The 16,637-nt window shown below is 68.6% G+C and carries 14 protein-coding genes; 7 read left to right on the top strand and 7 right to left on the bottom strand.

Translation table 11 applies throughout. From position 1 onward, the window contains the following. Positions 1–272 precede the first annotated feature (272 nt). Positions 273–965: a hypothetical protein gene (locus tag ABT115_RS28725; protein WP_351795745.1), complete on the top strand. Its 693-nt coding sequence runs from the start codon at positions 273–275 to the stop codon at positions 963–965. 189 nt (positions 966–1,154) lie between these two features. Here the strand turns inward: ABT115_RS28725 and ABT115_RS28720 are convergent, their stop codons facing one another. Beyond that, entirely contained in the window at positions 1,155–1,661 is a 507-nt protein-coding gene (locus ABT115_RS28720; RefSeq protein ID WP_351795742.1) for a pyridoxamine 5'-phosphate oxidase family protein, read from the bottom strand. Between the two features lie 241 nt (positions 1,662–1,902). Between ABT115_RS28720 and ABT115_RS28715 the strand changes: the two genes are divergently transcribed. After that, positions 1,903–2,382, top strand: a complete 480-nt coding sequence (locus ABT115_RS28715) for a hypothetical protein (RefSeq protein WP_351795740.1) — start codon at positions 1,903–1,905, stop codon at positions 2,380–2,382. Then, the gene (locus ABT115_RS28710) at positions 2,379–3,083 is read left to right on the top strand and encodes a vitamin K epoxide reductase family protein (RefSeq protein ID WP_351795737.1); all 705 of its coding nucleotides are present in this window, start codon (positions 2,379–2,381) and stop codon (positions 3,081–3,083) included. The genes ABT115_RS28715 and ABT115_RS28710 overlap by 4 nt, the downstream gene beginning before the upstream one ends. On the opposite strand, the gene ABT115_RS28705 is transcribed toward ABT115_RS28710, so the two are convergent. After that, on the bottom strand, positions 3,034–4,368 hold the full coding sequence (locus tag ABT115_RS28705; protein WP_351795734.1) for a globin domain-containing protein: 1,335 nt from the start codon (positions 4,366–4,368) through the stop codon (positions 3,034–3,036). The two genes, ABT115_RS28710 and ABT115_RS28705, sit on opposite strands and share 50 nt — an antisense overlap. A gap of 263 nt (positions 4,369–4,631) precedes the next feature. Here ABT115_RS28705 and ABT115_RS28700 point away from each other — a divergent pair, with 263 nt between their 5' ends. After that, positions 4,632–5,354: a response regulator transcription factor gene (locus ABT115_RS28700; protein ID WP_351795732.1), complete on the top strand. Its 723-nt coding sequence runs from the start codon at positions 4,632–4,634 to the stop codon at positions 5,352–5,354. 14 nt (positions 5,355–5,368) lie between these two features. Here the strand turns inward: ABT115_RS28700 and ABT115_RS28695 are convergent, their stop codons facing one another. Then, positions 5,369–7,102, bottom strand: coding sequence for a sensor histidine kinase (locus ABT115_RS28695; RefSeq protein ID WP_351795729.1), 1,734 nt, complete (start codon positions 7,100–7,102; stop codon positions 5,369–5,371). 89 nt (positions 7,103–7,191) lie between these two features. Between ABT115_RS28695 and ABT115_RS28690 the strand changes: the two genes are divergently transcribed. Continuing rightward, positions 7,192–7,560 (top strand): CU044_2847 family protein, encoded by a 369-nt coding sequence (locus ABT115_RS28690; protein ID WP_351795726.1) that lies wholly within the window; start codon positions 7,192–7,194, stop codon positions 7,558–7,560. 100 nt (positions 7,561–7,660) lie between these two features. Then, entirely contained in the window at positions 7,661–11,791 is a 4,131-nt protein-coding gene (locus ABT115_RS28685) for an nSTAND1 domain-containing NTPase (protein ID WP_351795751.1), read from the top strand. A 15-nt stretch (positions 11,792–11,806) separates the two neighbouring features. Here ABT115_RS28685 and ABT115_RS28680 read toward each other — a convergent pair whose 3' ends face one another. From ABT115_RS28680 to ABT115_RS28670, 3 genes are all read right to left on the bottom strand, one after another. Then, positions 11,807–12,427 (bottom strand): L-threonylcarbamoyladenylate synthase, encoded by a 621-nt coding sequence (locus ABT115_RS28680; protein WP_351795722.1) that lies wholly within the window; start codon positions 12,425–12,427, stop codon positions 11,807–11,809. Positions 12,428–12,625: 198 nt separating this feature from the next. Continuing rightward, positions 12,626–13,678, bottom strand: coding sequence for a polyprenyl synthetase family protein (locus tag ABT115_RS28675; protein WP_351795748.1), 1,053 nt, complete (start codon positions 13,676–13,678; stop codon positions 12,626–12,628). Next, positions 13,678–14,739: a tetratricopeptide repeat protein gene (locus ABT115_RS28670; RefSeq protein WP_351795720.1), complete on the bottom strand. Its 1,062-nt coding sequence runs from the start codon at positions 14,737–14,739 to the stop codon at positions 13,678–13,680. The genes ABT115_RS28675 and ABT115_RS28670 overlap by 1 nt, the downstream gene beginning before the upstream one ends. Positions 14,740–15,049: 310 nt before the next feature. On the opposite strand from ABT115_RS28670, the gene ABT115_RS28665 reads away from it, so the two are divergent. Further along, positions 15,050–15,559: a mycothiol transferase gene (locus ABT115_RS28665; RefSeq protein WP_351795717.1), complete on the top strand. Its 510-nt coding sequence runs from the start codon at positions 15,050–15,052 to the stop codon at positions 15,557–15,559. A 130-nt stretch (positions 15,560–15,689) separates the two neighbouring features. On the opposite strand, the gene ABT115_RS28660 is transcribed toward ABT115_RS28665, so the two are convergent. Beyond that, the gene (locus ABT115_RS28660) at positions 15,690–16,496 is read right to left on the bottom strand and encodes an SAM-dependent methyltransferase (protein ID WP_351795714.1); all 807 of its coding nucleotides are present in this window, start codon (positions 16,494–16,496) and stop codon (positions 15,690–15,692) included. Positions 16,497–16,637: the final 141 nt, after the last annotated feature.

Here is a 16,637-nt window from a genome sequence, read left to right as displayed (position 1 = left end):
GTCGGTCGACGACGCTCCGCGTCGCCTCCCTCCTCCGCCTTGCCCGGCTTGCCCCTCGCCCCGCTCCTTCCTCCACCCCACCTATGTGCGCGACCTCTAAGCCATCGATAGATCGTCAGCTTCTACCTGAATGGCATACAGGTGGCTGTCATTTCGATCGATACCTCGGCGTCAGCCGTTCGATATGCCTGATATGACAGGCATTGGGAGCGTAAGTACGTTCAGTCACGGGTCGGCTGCTCAGTCGGCCTCTCTGAGACAGGAGAAGTGACATGGGTGCACGTTCCGCCGTCGTGACCGCCGCCGTCGCGGCCACCACCGCCCTGACCGCCACCGGCAGCACCTTCAGCTCGGCAGCCACCACCGAGGCGGCCCAGGCAGCCCCGGTCGTCCGGCATGCCGCCAACCCGGCTTCGGCCCCCAACAGCGGGGGCGACGCAGGAAAGGGCAAGCAGGGCAGCGGTGACGAGAGCGGGGGCAACGAAAGCAGAGGTAAACAGGGCAGCGGTGACGAGAGCGGGGGCAACGAAAGCAGAGGTGAGCAGGGCAGCGGTGACGAGAGCGGGGGCAACGAAAGCAGAGACAACCAGGGCGGAGGCAACGACGAGAAGGGAGGCAATGACGAGGGCAGGGGTAACGACGAGGGCAGGGGCTACGGTGAGGAGAGAGGTCACGACGAGGGCAGGATTCACTTCAACGAGCGGACGTACTCCGCCTACCCTGGCGGCTGTGTCACCGCGTCCAGTGGCCTCGGCTCCACGAGCTTCAGCATCTTCAACGACAGCCGGAGGACCGTCGAGGTCTTCCGCGGGCAGGCCTGCGACAACGGTGGCCCCGTCGCCATCGTCGGACCCTATGGCGCCACCTCAGGCGTGATCGCACAGCCCGTCGACGGAGGTGCGTTCATCAATAGCGGAGTGGGAGCGAGCTTCCGAGTGATCGAATACGGCTTCGAATACGATTGACGGAGTCGTCCGTGCGTGTGACGCGGCCGAGTTCGTCGTCGAGGATGGCAGGCCCGGTATCGAACTCGTCGGCACGCCGCTGCCGCCGCAGGTCATGCGCGGGCCGGTACTGGGACGGCAGAACATGGTGTCGGCGCGGCAGACGCCGTGCGGGTCCGTGATCCGCCGCACCCGTACGGAGATGCCGCATCAGGCCGTCAGCCGGATCCCGGTGACCAGATGCGGACGGATGCGGACCGCACAGTCCAGCACCCGGTCCGACCAGGGTCTGATCAGCCGTTGGTAGCGCATCAGAGCATCCGGATCGGTCACTGGGCGACAGTAACCCGTCGCAACGACGCTCCAGCCCAGATGGGTCAGCGGATCGATGTCATCCGCCTGGTAGGCGACCACGACTCCCCGGTCGCCATGGTGCCGGGCCTGGACGAACAGGTCCGAGTCCTGACGGGTCCGGATGACGATCTGACCGCGGTCCAGCAGATGGTTCACCGGCCGGATTGCGGGCAGCGCGCGCTGGGTGAAGACTATCCGCCCGAGCGACGTCCCGCCGAGCAGGCCCAGTGCCTGAGTGCCCGTCAGCTCGACCGTGTGGCGTGGTCCGGCGGCCGCCGGACCGTGCGCCGGGGCCGACGCCGACGGCGTGGGCCCAGCCGCGGGCAGGGACGACTGGGGCGACTGATGACCTGCGTGGTTCATGGGGCGGCCTTGTCTCCTGATCTGCTCGCCTGACGCACGAGTACATCGCGTGCTGCCATCCCCACGCCAGGGCCGAATGGCCCAGGGCCGAACGGCCCTAGCGACGTCGGCCCCCCGATGGGTTCACTGCGGTGGACCGCATGCTGCGGGCCGGCCCAACGACGGCTCCGGGGGCCGGGCCGTGGCTTGTGGAGCGTTCGGTCGGAGCGGGCGGTGCGGATGTGTACAGGAGGAGAACGCGTTGATCGCGGTCGTCGGACACGGAGACCTCAGCAACAGAACTCTGGCGCTGGTGGAGGCTGAACTGAGAGCGCGGCTGGACTGCCTGGCAGAGGGCGTGGCCGCTCTCGTACGGGTCGGGGCGGGGCTGCCGCTGGTGTTCGGGCGTGCTGCCCGGGAAGCCGGACGGAAGCTGACGGTTCTGCTGCCGGCCCAGGGTTCGGTGCCCGCAGTGCTGCCCGAGGGAGACCGGCGGGCCGCAGGGGAACTGCTCGTCCTGGCCGAGAGCGTACGGTTGCTGGCTTTTGATCCGGCCGACCGCAACGCTTGTGTCAGCGCCGATGAACGTCTCGTGGAGACGTGCCGGACCGTGCTCGCCGTGTGGGACGGTTCGCCGTCGGACGGCCGGGACGCCACCGCACATCTGGTTGCCTTTGCCCGGGCGCGTGGAATCCGGGTGGAGGTCGTCTGGCCGGACGGCTCAGTGCGGGGGCCGGCATGAGCGCGTCGGCGCGTGAGTCGGAGCTGGTAGCGGAAGCCCCCGAGGCCGATGACCGGCAGGTCCGCTCCTCGCAGGACAGTGCGAACAGCGGTGCTTCGGGGAAGAGTGACGAACAGGAGCGGACCGGGGCGCGCCAGGGATTCGCATGGCTGCTGGTGATCACGGCCGCCCTCGGGCTGCTGGGCTCCTTCGTGATCACCATCGACAAGTTCGAACTGCTCGCCGACCCCGACTTCGTACCAGCCTGCACGCTGAGCCCCGTGGTGTCCTGCACGGATGTGATGCGCAGCGAACAGGCGTCGGTGTTCGGCTTTCCCAATCCGCTCATCGGACTGATCGCCTTCGGCGTGGTGATGGGGACCGGCGTCGGCCTGCTCGCAGGTGCGCGCTACCGGCGGTGGTACTGGCTGGGGCTGAATCTGGGCACCCTGTTCGGCGTCGGCTTCTGCATGTGGCTGATGATGCAGGCGCTGTACGACATCGGCGCGCTCTGCCTGTGGTGCGTACTTGTGTGGGTGGCCACCATCTTCATGTTCTGGCACACCACCGTGCACAATCTGCGCCATGGCGTCCTGCCCGCCCCACGCGCTGTCGTCGCGGCGGTGCTGGAGTTCCCCCTTGTGGTGCCGGTTACCTGGTGCCTGGTCATCGTCATGCTGATAGCAACCCGGTTCTGGTCGTACTGGCAGACGTTTCTGTGACCGGTACAACGCCGGTGGTGTCGTGATGGGTGTGCATGGCCGGGACTCCGGCGGCGGCCAGCCGGGCGGCGACGGCCCGCGCGGAGTCTGTCGCGGATGCCTCGGGTGCCAGGGCCAGATAGACGTGCTGCCGGGCGGCGGCCTCGGGACGCTGCGCCAGTATTCCGTCCAGGGCCCGCAGACCGGGATCTGCGGAGAGACCCGCCGGATCAGCCGGCCCGGCCTGACCGGTTGTGAGGACGGTCAGCCAGGGGCGCCCGCGCCGGAACGCCTCCAGATACGCCGCGTCATACATGCCCTCACCCGCCCTTGCCACCAGCAGCAGTCGCACCCGGTGCGCACGGGACCGTTCGGCGTCGATCTGCTGGAGCAGCGCCTTCATCGCGGCCCATCCCGTACCGGAAGCGATCAACAGAACGTCGGCGGAGGGGGTGTGATCGGGCAGGACAAGCGCGCCGCGCGGTGCGCTGAGGCGGACGGTGCCGCCCTCCCGCGCGCCGTGCACCAGCGCATCACTCACCCCGTCGGCGCCCCGGGCCCGTACATGGAACTCCAACTCGCCGTCCGGATGCGGCGCGCGGGCCAGATAGTAGGGACGCCATGCCTGCTCCAGCAGCGGCGACTCCACGGACGCGTACTGCCCGGCCCTGAAGGTGTAGGGCTGATGGGGTCGAACCCTCAGCACCGCGAGATCCGGAGTACGGAACTCGTGCGAGGTCACCGTCGCCTCCCAGCTCGGCGGTTCGGCGATCGCCTGGTCCGCGCCCCTGACCATCGCCGAAACGGCCAGCCGCAGCATCCGCAGCCAGGCTTCCTCCAGCGCACCGGTCCACCGGGCGCCCGCACGCATGCGCAGCGCCTCGATCAGTGCCGCCTCGAACGCCTGGAAGTGCGCGGGGCGTACACCGAGCTTTCGATGGTCGCGACCCAACTGTGCGAAGGTGCCGATCATCTCTTCCGTGCGGTGCAGATTACCGATCAGATAGCGGAAGATTTGGACGAGATGAGCCTGCTGGAACGCCATCGACTCGGGAAACAACGACCGCAGATACGGATGCCGCTCGAACATGACCCGGTACAGCTCGGCGATCAGCTCCTCCAGTGGGCTCACCAGCGGCAGGAATTCGCTGATCAGCTGCTGGTCGGCCGCTCCTTCGTAAGCTTGCGGTGCCTCGGCGCACGACGGTTCGGCATCAACTCCGGCCGGGGACAGGATGCGTCGTCGCAGCCGCATCGCGTCATGCCGCGCGAGCAGTGCGTGGTAGTCCTCGCTCGGGGTGTTCATGGGCCGGTGACTCCTTGGGACAGCGCGGTGGGGGGGCCGGAAGACGTCCGGAGCGCCCGGACGATCTCGGCGCCCGTCAGTATGGCACCGCGTCCAGCCTGCCGACCGGCCCTGGCCACAGGGACTTTCGGCCCTGTTCAGGGCCTGCTCGGCATGCTGCGACCACCCCGGCGAACCGGCCTGCGGACGCAGGCACATACTGGTCCGAGCCACCTTCCCCGAACCGATCGAGCCTTGGTGTGAATGACCCCGCGAAGTCCCCGATGAGCACGACGCCGCCGCAGTCCGCAGCCCCCGTACGCGTCTTCATCCTCGACGACCACGAGGTCGTCCGGCGCGGCGTACGCGATCTGCTGGAGACCGAGGACGGCATCGAGGTCGTTGGCGAGGCTTCCAACGCCCGGGAGGCACTGGCCCGCGTACCGGCCAGCAGGCCACAGGTGGCAGTACTGGACGTACGGCTCGGCGACGACCCCCGCGGTGACCACGCCGGCATCGAGGTGTGCCGGGAACTGCGTGCCCTGATGCCCGAGCTGGCATGTCTGATGCTGACGTCGTTCGATGACGACGAGGCACTGTTCGACGCCATCATGGCAGGCGCCGCCGGCTACGTACTGAAGCAGATCAACGGAGCCGATCTGATCGCCGCCGTACGCACGGTCGCGTCCGGTACCTCGATGCTCGATCCACGGACGACCGCTCGTGTGATGGCACGACTGCGGGGCACCCAGCGGACCCGCGCCGACGAGTCGGAGGCATCGGAACTGGACCAGCTCACAACCAGGGAGCGTCAGATCCTGGACCTCATCGGCGAGGGCCTCACCAACCGCGAAATCGCGGAACGCCTCTTCCTGGCCGAGAAGACCGTCAAGAACCGCATCTCCTCGATCCTTGCCAAACTGGGCGTCGGCCGCCGGATTCAGGCCGCGATGCTCGTCGGCCGGATCAAGGACCGTCAAGGGCAAGCCCCGGTCCGACGAAGCTGACAGGTGATCGGGCGTCAGTCGTGGAGCGGGACGCGCCACGTGATCCGGGTGCCGCCGTCCGTCGGCCGTTCGATGGCGAGCGTGCCGCCGCACAGCTTCGCCCGCGTACGCATATTGTCCAGCCCACCGACGCGCCTGGCCGGCTGATCGCCGTCACTGATCGCTGTCCCCGTTGCGTCATCGATCGCTGTCCGCGTTCCCGGAGTGGTCGTGTCACCGTCCGGGATGCCGATGCCGATGCCGTTGTCCGTGACGGTCAGAGTCACCGCGTCGTCGGCCGACAGCACGATGCCGATACGACTCGCACAGGCATGGCGGGACGCGTTGGACACCGCCTCCGCGGCGACCGCCACCACGTGTTCGGCGAGTTCGTCCGGGACAGTGGTGTCCACCGGCCCGTCGATCTGCACAGTGGGCCGGAAGCCGAGGACATGTGCCGCTGTACGAGCGGTCTCCGCTATCCGGTGCCGCAGCCCGCTGCGCCCCGAACTGTCCGCCGTGCGCAGATCGAAGATGGTGGACCGGATGATCCGGATCGTGGTGTCCAGATCGTCCACTGCCCGGCTGACCCGCTCGGCCGCTTCCGGGCGGTCGGAGATGGCCCGGGTGGTGCTCTGGAGCGTCATCCCGGTCGCGAAGAGCCGCTGGATCGCCAGATCGTGCAGATCACGGGCGATCCGGTCCCGGTCGTGCAACACGGCGAGTTCCTCGGACTCGGCCCGTCTGCGGGCCAGTTCCAGCGCGATGGCTGCCTGGTCGGCGAAGCCGGAGACGAGTTCGACCTCGGTTTCGTCGAACGGCGGGCGGCCCACCGGCCGCCCCAGGCGCAGTGCGCCCAGTGCCCCGGTGTCGATCTGCAGCGGCACCGCCACCACCGCGCCCAGACCGGCCTCTGCATCGTCGCCGAACGGATGGGCCCGGGGATCCGTACGGAAGTCGGCGCAGTGCACAGGCGTTCCGGTACGGGCGGCGAGCCCGGCCAGGGATCCCGAAGCCGGAACGGACAAACCCCTCACATGGTCGGAGTCCCGGCCATGGGCGACGGCAACCGTGAGGCGTTCCTCGGCCGCTGATGCCGCCGGAGTATCTGAGCGGGGCGCGGGACCGGGCCGCGCCGTGGGCAGCAGAATCGCTGCCCGGTCGGCCCCCGCCACTTCCATCGCCCGCTCGGCGATCAGATGCAGCACCTCGTCGGCATCCGTCCCCGAGAGCAGAGTGCGGGTGATTTCGCCCAGTGCCTCCAGGCGCCGTTCCCGGCGGCGGCTCTCGTCGTACATCCTGGCGTTGTCGATGGCGACGCCGGCCGCGATCGACAGGGTGGTCAGCACCGCCTCGTCGTCGGCGTCGAAGCTCGCCCCGCCCAGCTTCTCGGTGAGATAGAGGTTGCCGAACACCTCGTCGCGCACCCGCACCGGTACGCCGAGGAAGGTGCGCATCGGCGGATGATGAGGCGGAAAGCCGAAGCTGCGCGGGTGGCTGCTGAGATCGGTCAGCCGTAGCGGTTCCGGGTGATGGATCAGCTCGCCGAGGATTCCGCGGCCGCACGGTGACTGCCCGATCCTGGCGACGAGTTGCTCCGACAGGCCCACCGGCAGAAACTCCAGTAGCTTCTGCCCGTCCCCGACAATGCCGAGTGCTCCGTACTGAGCGCCGGTCAACGTCACCGCTGCCTCCACGATGCCGCGCAGCACCTCCGGGAGTTCCAGGCCCCGCCCCAGACTCATCACGGCATCCAGCAGACTCTGCATCCGGTCCGGTCGGCTGGGCTGCGGCCACGCGGCCACACCGGGGCAGGAAGGTCCGGGTGAGCCGAGCCTGGGGGAGGAGGAGCCGGGGGATGAGACTTCGGAGTGGGAGCCGGGCTCGGGAGGTGCTGTCTGTGTCATCGGGGTGCCGTTCTCCGGGGCCGTATGCCGGGTGTCTGCTCACCGGATCACCGCAGGGCTGGGACCGGTCCAGGGGCGGTCAGCCTACGACAGACCGGGTGCCGAGGGTCCGGCGGAGTGGCCTCGAAGACCAGCGCGGGCGGAGCGTTCGAGGCCTGGTGAGCCAGCCCGGCTCCGTGAGCGTGGAGTTCGGGACCAAGCTGTCCGCGGAAGCGGGCGTAGTGGTGGCGCAGGCGGCCGGCGAGGCCAACTTCGCCGTGTGTCTGGAGTGGAACGCCGCGAACCGCGATGATGCCGGACATGGCAGCGTTACGGAGTGAGGGGTCGCTGGAGTCGGGTCTCGTCAGGATTCGCGGCGTCGGCCCGGTCGTGGGGGCGGGTTTCCTCGTCGCACCCGACGTCGTATGCACATGTGCACACGTGATCGCAGACGCGTTGGGGATCCCGAGGAATACCGAGATTGCTCCTGTCGAGGTCGTACAGGTCGAGTTCCCGCTGTTGCGTGGCCCGGACGGAGTCGCTCCCGCGGTGCAGGCCCAGGTCATCTCCTGGAAGCCTGTCCTGGATGACGACAGCGGCGATGTGGCGCTGCTGCGCCTCGATCGGCGCGTACCGAACGCGCGCCCGGTATCGCTCGTGGACGGCACGTCCGTCTGGGGGCACTCCTATCGGGCGTACGGCTTCCCGGGCGGCGGCGACCACGGAATATGGGCGACTGGCACCCTGCGGAGCGTCCAGGGAGCGGGCTGGGTGCAAATGGACGCCGACCCCGGCAGCCGCCAGATCACCAAGGGCTACAGCGGGGCCGCGGTGTGGGACGACGTGCAGGGCGGAGTCGTCGGGTTGGCCGTCGCGGCCGGGCGCGGTGACCTGGCGGGAACCGCGTTCCTCGTACCGTCCGAGTTGCTCGTGGACGAGGAAGTGTTGTACCCGACGTGCCCATTTCGCAGCCTTGAGGCATTCGAGGAGGAGGACGCCGAATACTTCCACGGACGCGAGGACGACACCAGGCGACTGACCGAGTCGATCGCCCGGCGCCCCCTCACGGTCGTGGTCGGCCCCTCTGGATGCGGCAAGTCCTCGCTGATCCGCGCCGGTCTGCTGCCGCGGCTCCGGGCTGACGGAATGGGCGTGTCCATCCTGCGTCCCGTGCCCGGAGACAGGCCGGAGGCGGTGCTGGCACACGCGCTCGTCCCCGTACTGGAGCCGGACACCGTCGGGGAGACCGACCGGCTGAGCAAGGCGAAGAAGCTGGCACGGCTGCTTGTGGACGGGGCGCAGGGCGAGGCGAGCGGCGAAGGCTCTGCAAGCGGGGGAGAGCACGCCCCACCAGGTCCCAGCCGAGTCCCCGGGGCAGTAGCCGGGCTGCGCGACTCGCTCGAAAGACAGGTCGACACCGGCGGCCACCTGCTCTTCGTCGATCAACTGGAGGAGTACGCCGTCGCCGAACCGACAGCGGCGCGCACGCTTCTCGGCTTCCTCGTCGCACTGGCGGGATCACCGCGGTCAACCAACGGGCGCGGCCTTCGGGTCGTAGCCACCGCGCGCCAGGAATCCCTGGACGTCCTGCTGACATCCCAGACGTCCGGCGCGCTCAGCGACGCCGTCCTCTTCCTTGCCCCGCTCAACGCCGACGACCTGTACCGCGCCATCACCGGCCCCGTTGAGGCCGTACCGGGGCTGTGGCTGGAGCCGGGGCTGGCCAAGCGCATCGTCGAGGACGCGGCGGACCAGCCCGGGCGGATGCCGCTGGTGGAATTCATGCTTACCCGGCTCTGGGAGGGGCGCGAACGCTCCATGCTCAGGCACGCGGTGTACGACGAACTCGGCGGCGTCGCCGGAGCCCTGGTCGGCTACGCGGACGACACCTACCACGCTCACGTAGCTGAATCCGAAGAGCCCGTCGCGCGCAGGCTGTTCGTCCAACTGGCACGCCCCGATGACCGTGGCGGCTACGTCCGCCGCGCCACCCCGGTCACCCAGCTCGACCCGGCCGCGGTGGCCCTGGCCCGGCGCCTCGCCCGAGGGAAGCTGGTTGTCATCGGCCGTACCGCCGCAGGGGCAGAGATCGTCGATCTCACGCACGAGGCCCTTACCCGGCTGTGGCCCACGCTGCGCGGCTGGCTGGACGACAGCAGAAAGTTCCGGATGTGGCAGGAGCAGCTTCGCACAGATATGGCGCGCTGGCAGGAGAAGGGGAGGGAAACGGCGGCCCTGCAGCGCGGCAAGACCCTCGCCGAGGGGGTGGAGTGGCTGGAGCGGCGGCCCGAGGACGTGACGGCGGACGAGCGCGGCTACATCGATGCCGGCAGCCGGTACGAGCAGCGGACGGTCCGCGGGCTGCTGGCGATCGGCGCGGTGCTCTTCGCGCTGCTGCTCATAGCGGGGACGCTGGGCACGATCGCCTTCGACACCAGCCAGGATCTCAAGGACCAGGTGCGCACTCTCGCGTCCCGCGCACTGGCCGAGGAGTCCAGCAGCCGGCAGGCCGAGTCGCCGGGGACGGCAGTGCAGTTGGCGCTCGCCGCCTGGCACGCCGACCGGACGCCGCAGGCCCGGGAGGCGCTGCTCAGTCAGTACGTTCGGGCCCAGTATGTGCGTGACGCCCACAACGGCCTGTGGCGCGGGCGCGTGCGGGACCTGGACGCGACCCCGGACGGCCGCACCCTCGTGGTGCGGTCCAAGCCCGAGGGCAGCGACCCGTACCAGGTGTCGGTCGTGACCGGCGCGATGGAGGGAGAACCACGCCACTACACCCTCCCGGACGTACCCGAATCCGATCAGCGCGGAGAGGTCAGCCCGGACGGGCGGCACTACGCGGTGGCGCTTCCGGACGGCACGGTGTGGCTCTGGCGCCTCGACGGGAAAGGCAGAGCGCCGACTCGTCTGGGACAAGGACTCACGGGCGAGCTCGACAAGGTGAGCGCCGAGCTGGACTTCAGTGCCGACGGCAGCCGTCTTCTGCGGATGCTCGACATCCACACTCCATACGCAAAGGGTGCGAAGCCCCGGGCCTTCCTCGATGTGTGGGACCTGAGCAGCCTCAAGGCGCTGCCGGTGGCGGACACGGTGGTGTCGACGGTGGGAGACCAAAGCGTGGAGTTCGGGGAAGGTCTCGACACCGTGGTGGTCACGACCGAAGGATCCGAGGACTCAAGGACGCCCAACGGCTCCGTGGTGCGCGACCTGAGCACCGGCCGCGCTCTGCGCAAGGTCCCGACCCCCGCCAATGACTGGATATCCTCCGATGCCACGGGTGCGTACGGCTTCGAGACCTTGAGCCATGAAGAGCAGGGGTACGCCGATGTAGCATTCGGCAGGCGTGGCACGGACGACACGTATGTGACCCGGCTGCCCGTGGACGACGAACCGGGCTACACGGAACCAGTGTTCGCCGTCGCCCGGCACCAGGAAGACGGACTGATGGTGCTGGCCCCCGTCGGAAACACCCTGGTGACGGCCTACGCACATTCCGCTCCCCGTCCCGTTGACGGAGCCGAGACGCGGTCCCTCTTGTCACCGGACGGCCGAAAAGTCGTGCGGCTGACGGACCGTGAGGTGGAGGTGGTGGACCTGGCACGAGGCTCCAGCACCGCCGCCAAGCTGCCACGCCCGGAGGGCGGCTCGGGGAGATGGGACGTCGCCTGGACATCGGAGTCGAAGCGTCTGGTGCTCTGGCAGAGCGGTCCGCGCCTGTTCCTGTACGAGGCCGACGCACTGTCCAGCCGCCTGGACGTGCCATTGGACACGGGCGCTGATACCGGCGATCCGGAAGGCGTGATCGACGCGGTCGAGCCCCTGCCAGGCGGCGATGTCGCTGTCCTGCTCGGGGGCGGCGCCCTGCTCCGGGTGGACCCGGATCGCGGTGTGCAGACGGGGGAACCCCTGCGTGTCGACCGCTCACCAGTCGTCCAGAGATTTCCCCCCGTCATGGGCCAGCTCCGTGGCCGTCCGGCCAACCCGCATCAGGTTGCCGTTGTGACGCGCAACGACACGGCGAAGGGCAGGATCCAGATCTGGGACATCCGGGCCCGCAAACAGACGGAGGAGCTGGAAGGGGACGAGATCAGCACGCGTTTCGAAGAGGGTTCCCCCAATAAATTGGCCTTTTCCCCGGACGGCCGGTATTTGATGGTGGAGCACAGCGACGGCAGGCTGCACCGCTGGGACATCGCCAAGGGCAAGGTTGCCGGTCAGCCCATCACGATGGAGGCCGGCGACGGCGTCACAGGTGTGGCCAACAGCGGACTGGTGGTTACGGCGGAGGTGGGCGGCAGCGCCTACAAACTGTGGAGTGCCGACGACGGCGCTGCAATCGGCACGATCCCGAGCACGATCGATGCCACGGCGGTCCTCCGGGGTTCCAAGCTGATCGTGGCGAGCGGCAACCTGCGCAACGTCTTCGACCTGCGCCCTGACACCTGGTTCACTCACCTGTGCAAGAACTTGGGCCGCGACTTCACCGAGGCGGAACGCGCACACCTCCCGCCCGGCACCCCACCGGAGGCTCCTTGCGCCTCCGACACGGGCGCGGACAGGGGAGCTGGCTGACGGCGACGGTTGCGGCTACTCGAACCGTGCGGTGTCACCTGCCCCTCGGCGTACGATCTCGAGTTCACCGCCGGAGAAGTCGATGACCGTGGTCGGCTCGGTGCCGCAGTCACCCGAGTCGACCACGGCGTCCACGACATGGTCGAGCCGTTCCTTGATCTCCCAGCCCTGTGTCAGCGGCTCGTCCTCGTCGGGCAGGAGCAAGGTGCTGGACAGTAGCGGCTCACCGTGGGCGGCGAGCAGTGCCTGAGCGACGACATGGTCGGGAATCCGGACTCCGACCGTCTTCTTCTTCGGATGCAGCAGCTGACGCGGTACCTCCTTCGTCGCCGGGAGGATGAAGGTGTAACTGCCGGGTGTCGCTGCCTTGATCGCGCGGAACACATCGTTGTCGATGTGCACGAACTGACCCAGTTGCGCGAAATTCTGGCAAACAAGGGTGAAATGGTGCCGGTCGTCGAGGTTCCGGATCGACCGGATCCGGCTGATGCCGTCACGACTGCCCAGCCGGCATCCCAATGCGTAACAGGAGTCTGTCGGGTATGCGATGAGCGCGCCGGACCCGATGCTGTCGGCCACGGTGCGGATGGTGCGCGGCTGAGGATTCTCGGGGTGCACGTCGAAGTACTTCGCCATCCGCCGAGTCTAGTGCCGCGACCGGCAAGGTTTGCCCCGTAGCGGCGCCCACGACGGTCGTTGGCAGGTGCGCAGGCCATGACCGGCGAGATGAACGCCGACGGGCAGCTCCTGCCCCGACACACGGTGGCGTTCCGAACGGAAGGTGCCCGCCTCTCCGTCGTGCTCCGTGTTCGCGCCTTGGGCCATTCGAGCGGGTCACATGGCGCGGTCCGCGAAGAACGGGAAGAGCGCGAGGATTTCACCGAGCGCAGCCGGGGCCAGCGGAGCGCCGTCCAGGCTGCGGCGGGCGCTCTCCAGCTGCTGGTGGGCTTCGGCCAGTGTTGCGGAGCGCCCACCGGCTTCTTCGACGAGGTCGGCTGCCCGCCGGGCGGTGGTTGCGTCGAGCGGGTCGCCGGGGCCGAGAAGCATGGCGAGGCGCCGGGCAGCGGGGTGGTCCGCGTCCAGGGCCGCGAGGACGGGGTACGTCTTCTTCAGCCGGCGCAGATCACTGTGGACGGGCTTGCCCGTGACGCGCGGATCTCCCCAGATCCCCAGGAGGTCGTCCACGGCCTGGAATGCCACCCCGAGGTGCCGACCGGCCTTGGCAAGGGCATCGACGGTCGTGGCAGGGGCTCCGGCCAGCACCGCCCCCAGGCCCGCCGCACAGCCGAGCAGCGTGCCGGTCTTGTGCTCGGCCATCCACCGGTACTCGTGCCGCTGCACCGCTTCGGGTCCGGTCCAGGGCCGGGACTCGAAGAGCAGATCCTCGGCCTGACCGCGCACCAGGTCGGTCAGTGTTCCGGCGAGATACCGAACCGCTGCCGCACTGTGCACGCCGGGAGCTTCGGCCAGAGTCTGTACAGCCAGTGCGAAGAGCGCGTCCCCAGCGAGGATCGCGGGGCCGGTCCCGTACATCTTCCAGACGGTGGCCCGTTGTCTGCGGGTCTCGTCGCCGTCCATGATGTCGTCGTGCAGGAGGGAGAAGACGTGGATCAGCTCTACGGCGACCGCGCCGACGACAGCATCCTGCGCAGGGGCACCGGCGGCCTCGGCGCTGAGCAGCGTGAGGGCCTGGCGCACTCCTTTGCCCTGTGAGCCCGTGACGGGGCTGCCGTCCGCCGTGTCCCACCCGAGGGAGAAGGCGGCCATCTCCGTGTGCCACGGGTGCAGACGCTGCACGGCCTGTGTAAGCGCCGGGCGTACGAGGTCGCGGCAGCGGGCGAGAATCTGCGAGGCCGTGGCCAGGTGGGTTACGGGCGGTGATGTCATCATCGTCCGCCTTCCTCGTCCGTCCCACCACTGACCGGTTTCACGCCGAGTTCGGCGTATGCCTTGTCCACCATGTCCCGGGCGTTGAGCAGGCCGATCCGGCTGAGGGTGCGGCGCAACTCGTCCAAGTCGGCGGCGGTTTCGTTCCGGCCGCGGCCGAGCCGGGCAAGCGACTTGACGAGACCGAGCCGGGCCAGTGCTTCACCCCGGGGTTCGGTCATGGCACGGAATTCGGCGAGCGCTTCCTCGTAGACCAGGCGCGCCTCCTTGTAACGGCGGGCGCGGAAGAGGACGTTGGCGCGCATCTTGTGGTTGTACGCCAGGGCACTGGACAAATTCATCTCACGGCAGGTGAGTTCGGCCTCCGTGAGCAGGGACAGGGCGCGCTCCGGATCGTCGTCCCGCAGCGAAATGATGTCGGCCATGCCGCGCAGGGCCCACGCGCGACCACGCCGGTCATCCGCGTCCCCGGCCAGCTGTGCCGCTTCCTCGAACATGGCCAGGGCGCTGTCGAGCGATCCGGTGTTGCGGTGGATCTGCGCGATGCCCTCCAGCGCCCAAACGGTGTGGCGCGCCTCGCCGCGGGCGCGTGCCTCGGCGAGCAACTGTTCGTGCAGGGCCGCGACTGTCCGGTAGTCGCCCTGTATTCGCCCGGTCTCCGCAAGGCCGGCGAGGGAGTAGCCACGGGCGACGACGTCCCCGCCGCGTTTCCCCATGTCGGCAGCAAGCCCCAACAGACGGAAGGCGAGCCTGAGTTCACCGCGCTGCCGGGCGAGCGTTCCGCCGCTCCACAGCGCCCAGGCCATCGCCCCGAGGTCACCGACCGATCGGGCGGCCCGGTAACTTGCCTTCCATGCCTGATCGGCTTCCTTTACATTGCCGAGTCTGCGATGCGCCTCGGCCACCGCGAGTCCGCACTTCGCCACTTCCTGTTGCGAGCCGCAGTGCTCGGCCTCCCTCAAGTGACGTACCCCTTCTGCCAGTACATCTGTGAGGGAGGAGTTCACCGACATCTTGGTGAGGGCGCCTTGGTACTCGGGCGCCAGTGCCTTGCTGTGCATGGGAGCCTTTCGCGCGTGGCCGGGTCGGCAGCAGGGGCTACTATGCGCTGGATGTATACATCAAATGCATAGCTGACTGGTGATCGGATCCGGGCACTCGTGGGGGGTCGGACGTGCTTGTCGCTTGCGGCGAACCGCCTTGCTGTGGATCAAGACGGCAGTGACGTGTCCGAGGTTGCTCCGCGAGCAATACAAGTCGAAATCGCCGGTGGCGAACCGGGGGAATACTGGCGTGGCCCGGACGCTGTGCGCTCTCGTTCGGCGCGTGTCGATGGCAGGGGAGGAGCGTCAGAGCGGAGATGGTGATGGCATGAACAGTGCTGACCTTTTGACGGACGCGTTCACTCGCGTCCAGGAGACGGTGCACTCGGCGGTCGAGGGCCTTTCGCGCGCCGACCTGCACGCTCGCCTCGACGACGGAGCGAACACGATCGCGTGGCTCGTGTGGCACCTCACTCGGATCCAGGACGACCATGTCTCGGATGCGGCAGGTGTCGAGCAGGTCTGGTTCACCCAGGACTGGGCTTCCCGCTTCGATCTGCCCTTCGCCAAGGACGCCACCGGGTACGGACACAGCTCCGCAGATGTCACAGCTTTGCAGGTGGGCTCGCCCGAACTGCTGCTCGGCTACTACGACGCCGTCCATGCGCAGACTCTCGGATTCATCAGTGGGCTCGATGGCAGGGCTCTGAACCGAATCGTCGACGAGGCATGGTCGCCGCCAGTCACTCTCGGGGTCCGTCTGATCAGCGTCATCTCGGACGACCTGCAGCATGCCGGCCAGGCGGCCTTCGTACGGGGCTCGCTCGGCCGCCGGTAGAACTCGACGCGAGCGGAGGCCTGTTGCGCCGTCGGACTGCGTCGGCGCGCTCCGAGGCCCGTCCATCTCCCGGCCCTCCGGAGCCGAGGTCGCGGGCCGCGCGGCCTCGGCTCCGGAGGGCCCCGGTGTTTCAGACTTTGAGCCCGACGCCGCTCACCGCATGACCCTGCAGGGTGTCCGCCGGGCTCTGGCCGGGATCGGGGCGCCAGGCCGAAGTCCTCACGACGCCCGGTTCCACCAGGTCCAGGCCGTGGAAGAAGTCGGCGATCCGTTCCGGGCTGCGCAGATGGTACGAGCTGGCCGAGTTCGCGTTGTAGGAGGCGACGGCTTGGTTCAGCGCATCACTCGTGTTCGTGCCGTCGCTGAGGGCCAGATAGCTTCCCGGGGGGAGTGCGGCCACCAGCCGGTCGACCAGCGTCCACGGATCGTCCTCATCGGGGAGCTGCCCCATGATGCCCAGCATGGTCAGCCCGACCGGTCGGCTGAAGTCCAGCGTCTTGGCGGCCTCGGTGAGAATCGCGTCGGCGTCCCTGACATCGGCGTCGATGTATGCGCACGCGCCGTCGGGAGTGCTGGTGAGCAGAGCGCGGGCGTGGGTCAGGACGAGCGGGTCGTTGTCGACGTACACAATCCGGGACTCCGGGGCCACCCGCTGGGCCACCTCGTGCGTGTTGTCGGCCGTCGGCAGGCCCGTGCCTATGTCCAGGAATTGACGGATGCCCGCCTCCGCGGTCAGGAAGCGGACCGCGCGGGAGAGGAAGGCCCGCTGGAGGCGGGCGATGGCGGCGAAGTCCGGGAACGCGTTGAGGATCATGTCGCCCATCTGGTGGTCGACGGTGTAGTTGTCCTTGCCGCCCAGGAGGTAGTTCCAGACACGTGCCGAATGCGGCCGGTCCGTCTGAAGCCTGTCGGCCGGCGACTGCGAAGATGTACTCATGGTCAGATCATCACATATGCCACCCGCGCCTGCCTGAGGTATTGATTGCGGCGAGGATCCGCATGGGGATGCACCTCCTGGCGGAGGTGCATCGTGGCGAGCGGAGTCACGGACTGTCGGTCAGCGACTGCCCGTTTTGGT

Origin of the sequence: Streptomyces sp. NPDC001832 (assembly GCF_040297265.1) — a bacterium.
Taxonomy (GTDB): domain Bacteria; phylum Actinomycetota; class Actinomycetes; order Streptomycetales; family Streptomycetaceae; genus Streptomyces.
This window is presented reverse-complemented; position numbering and strand designations above follow the sequence as displayed.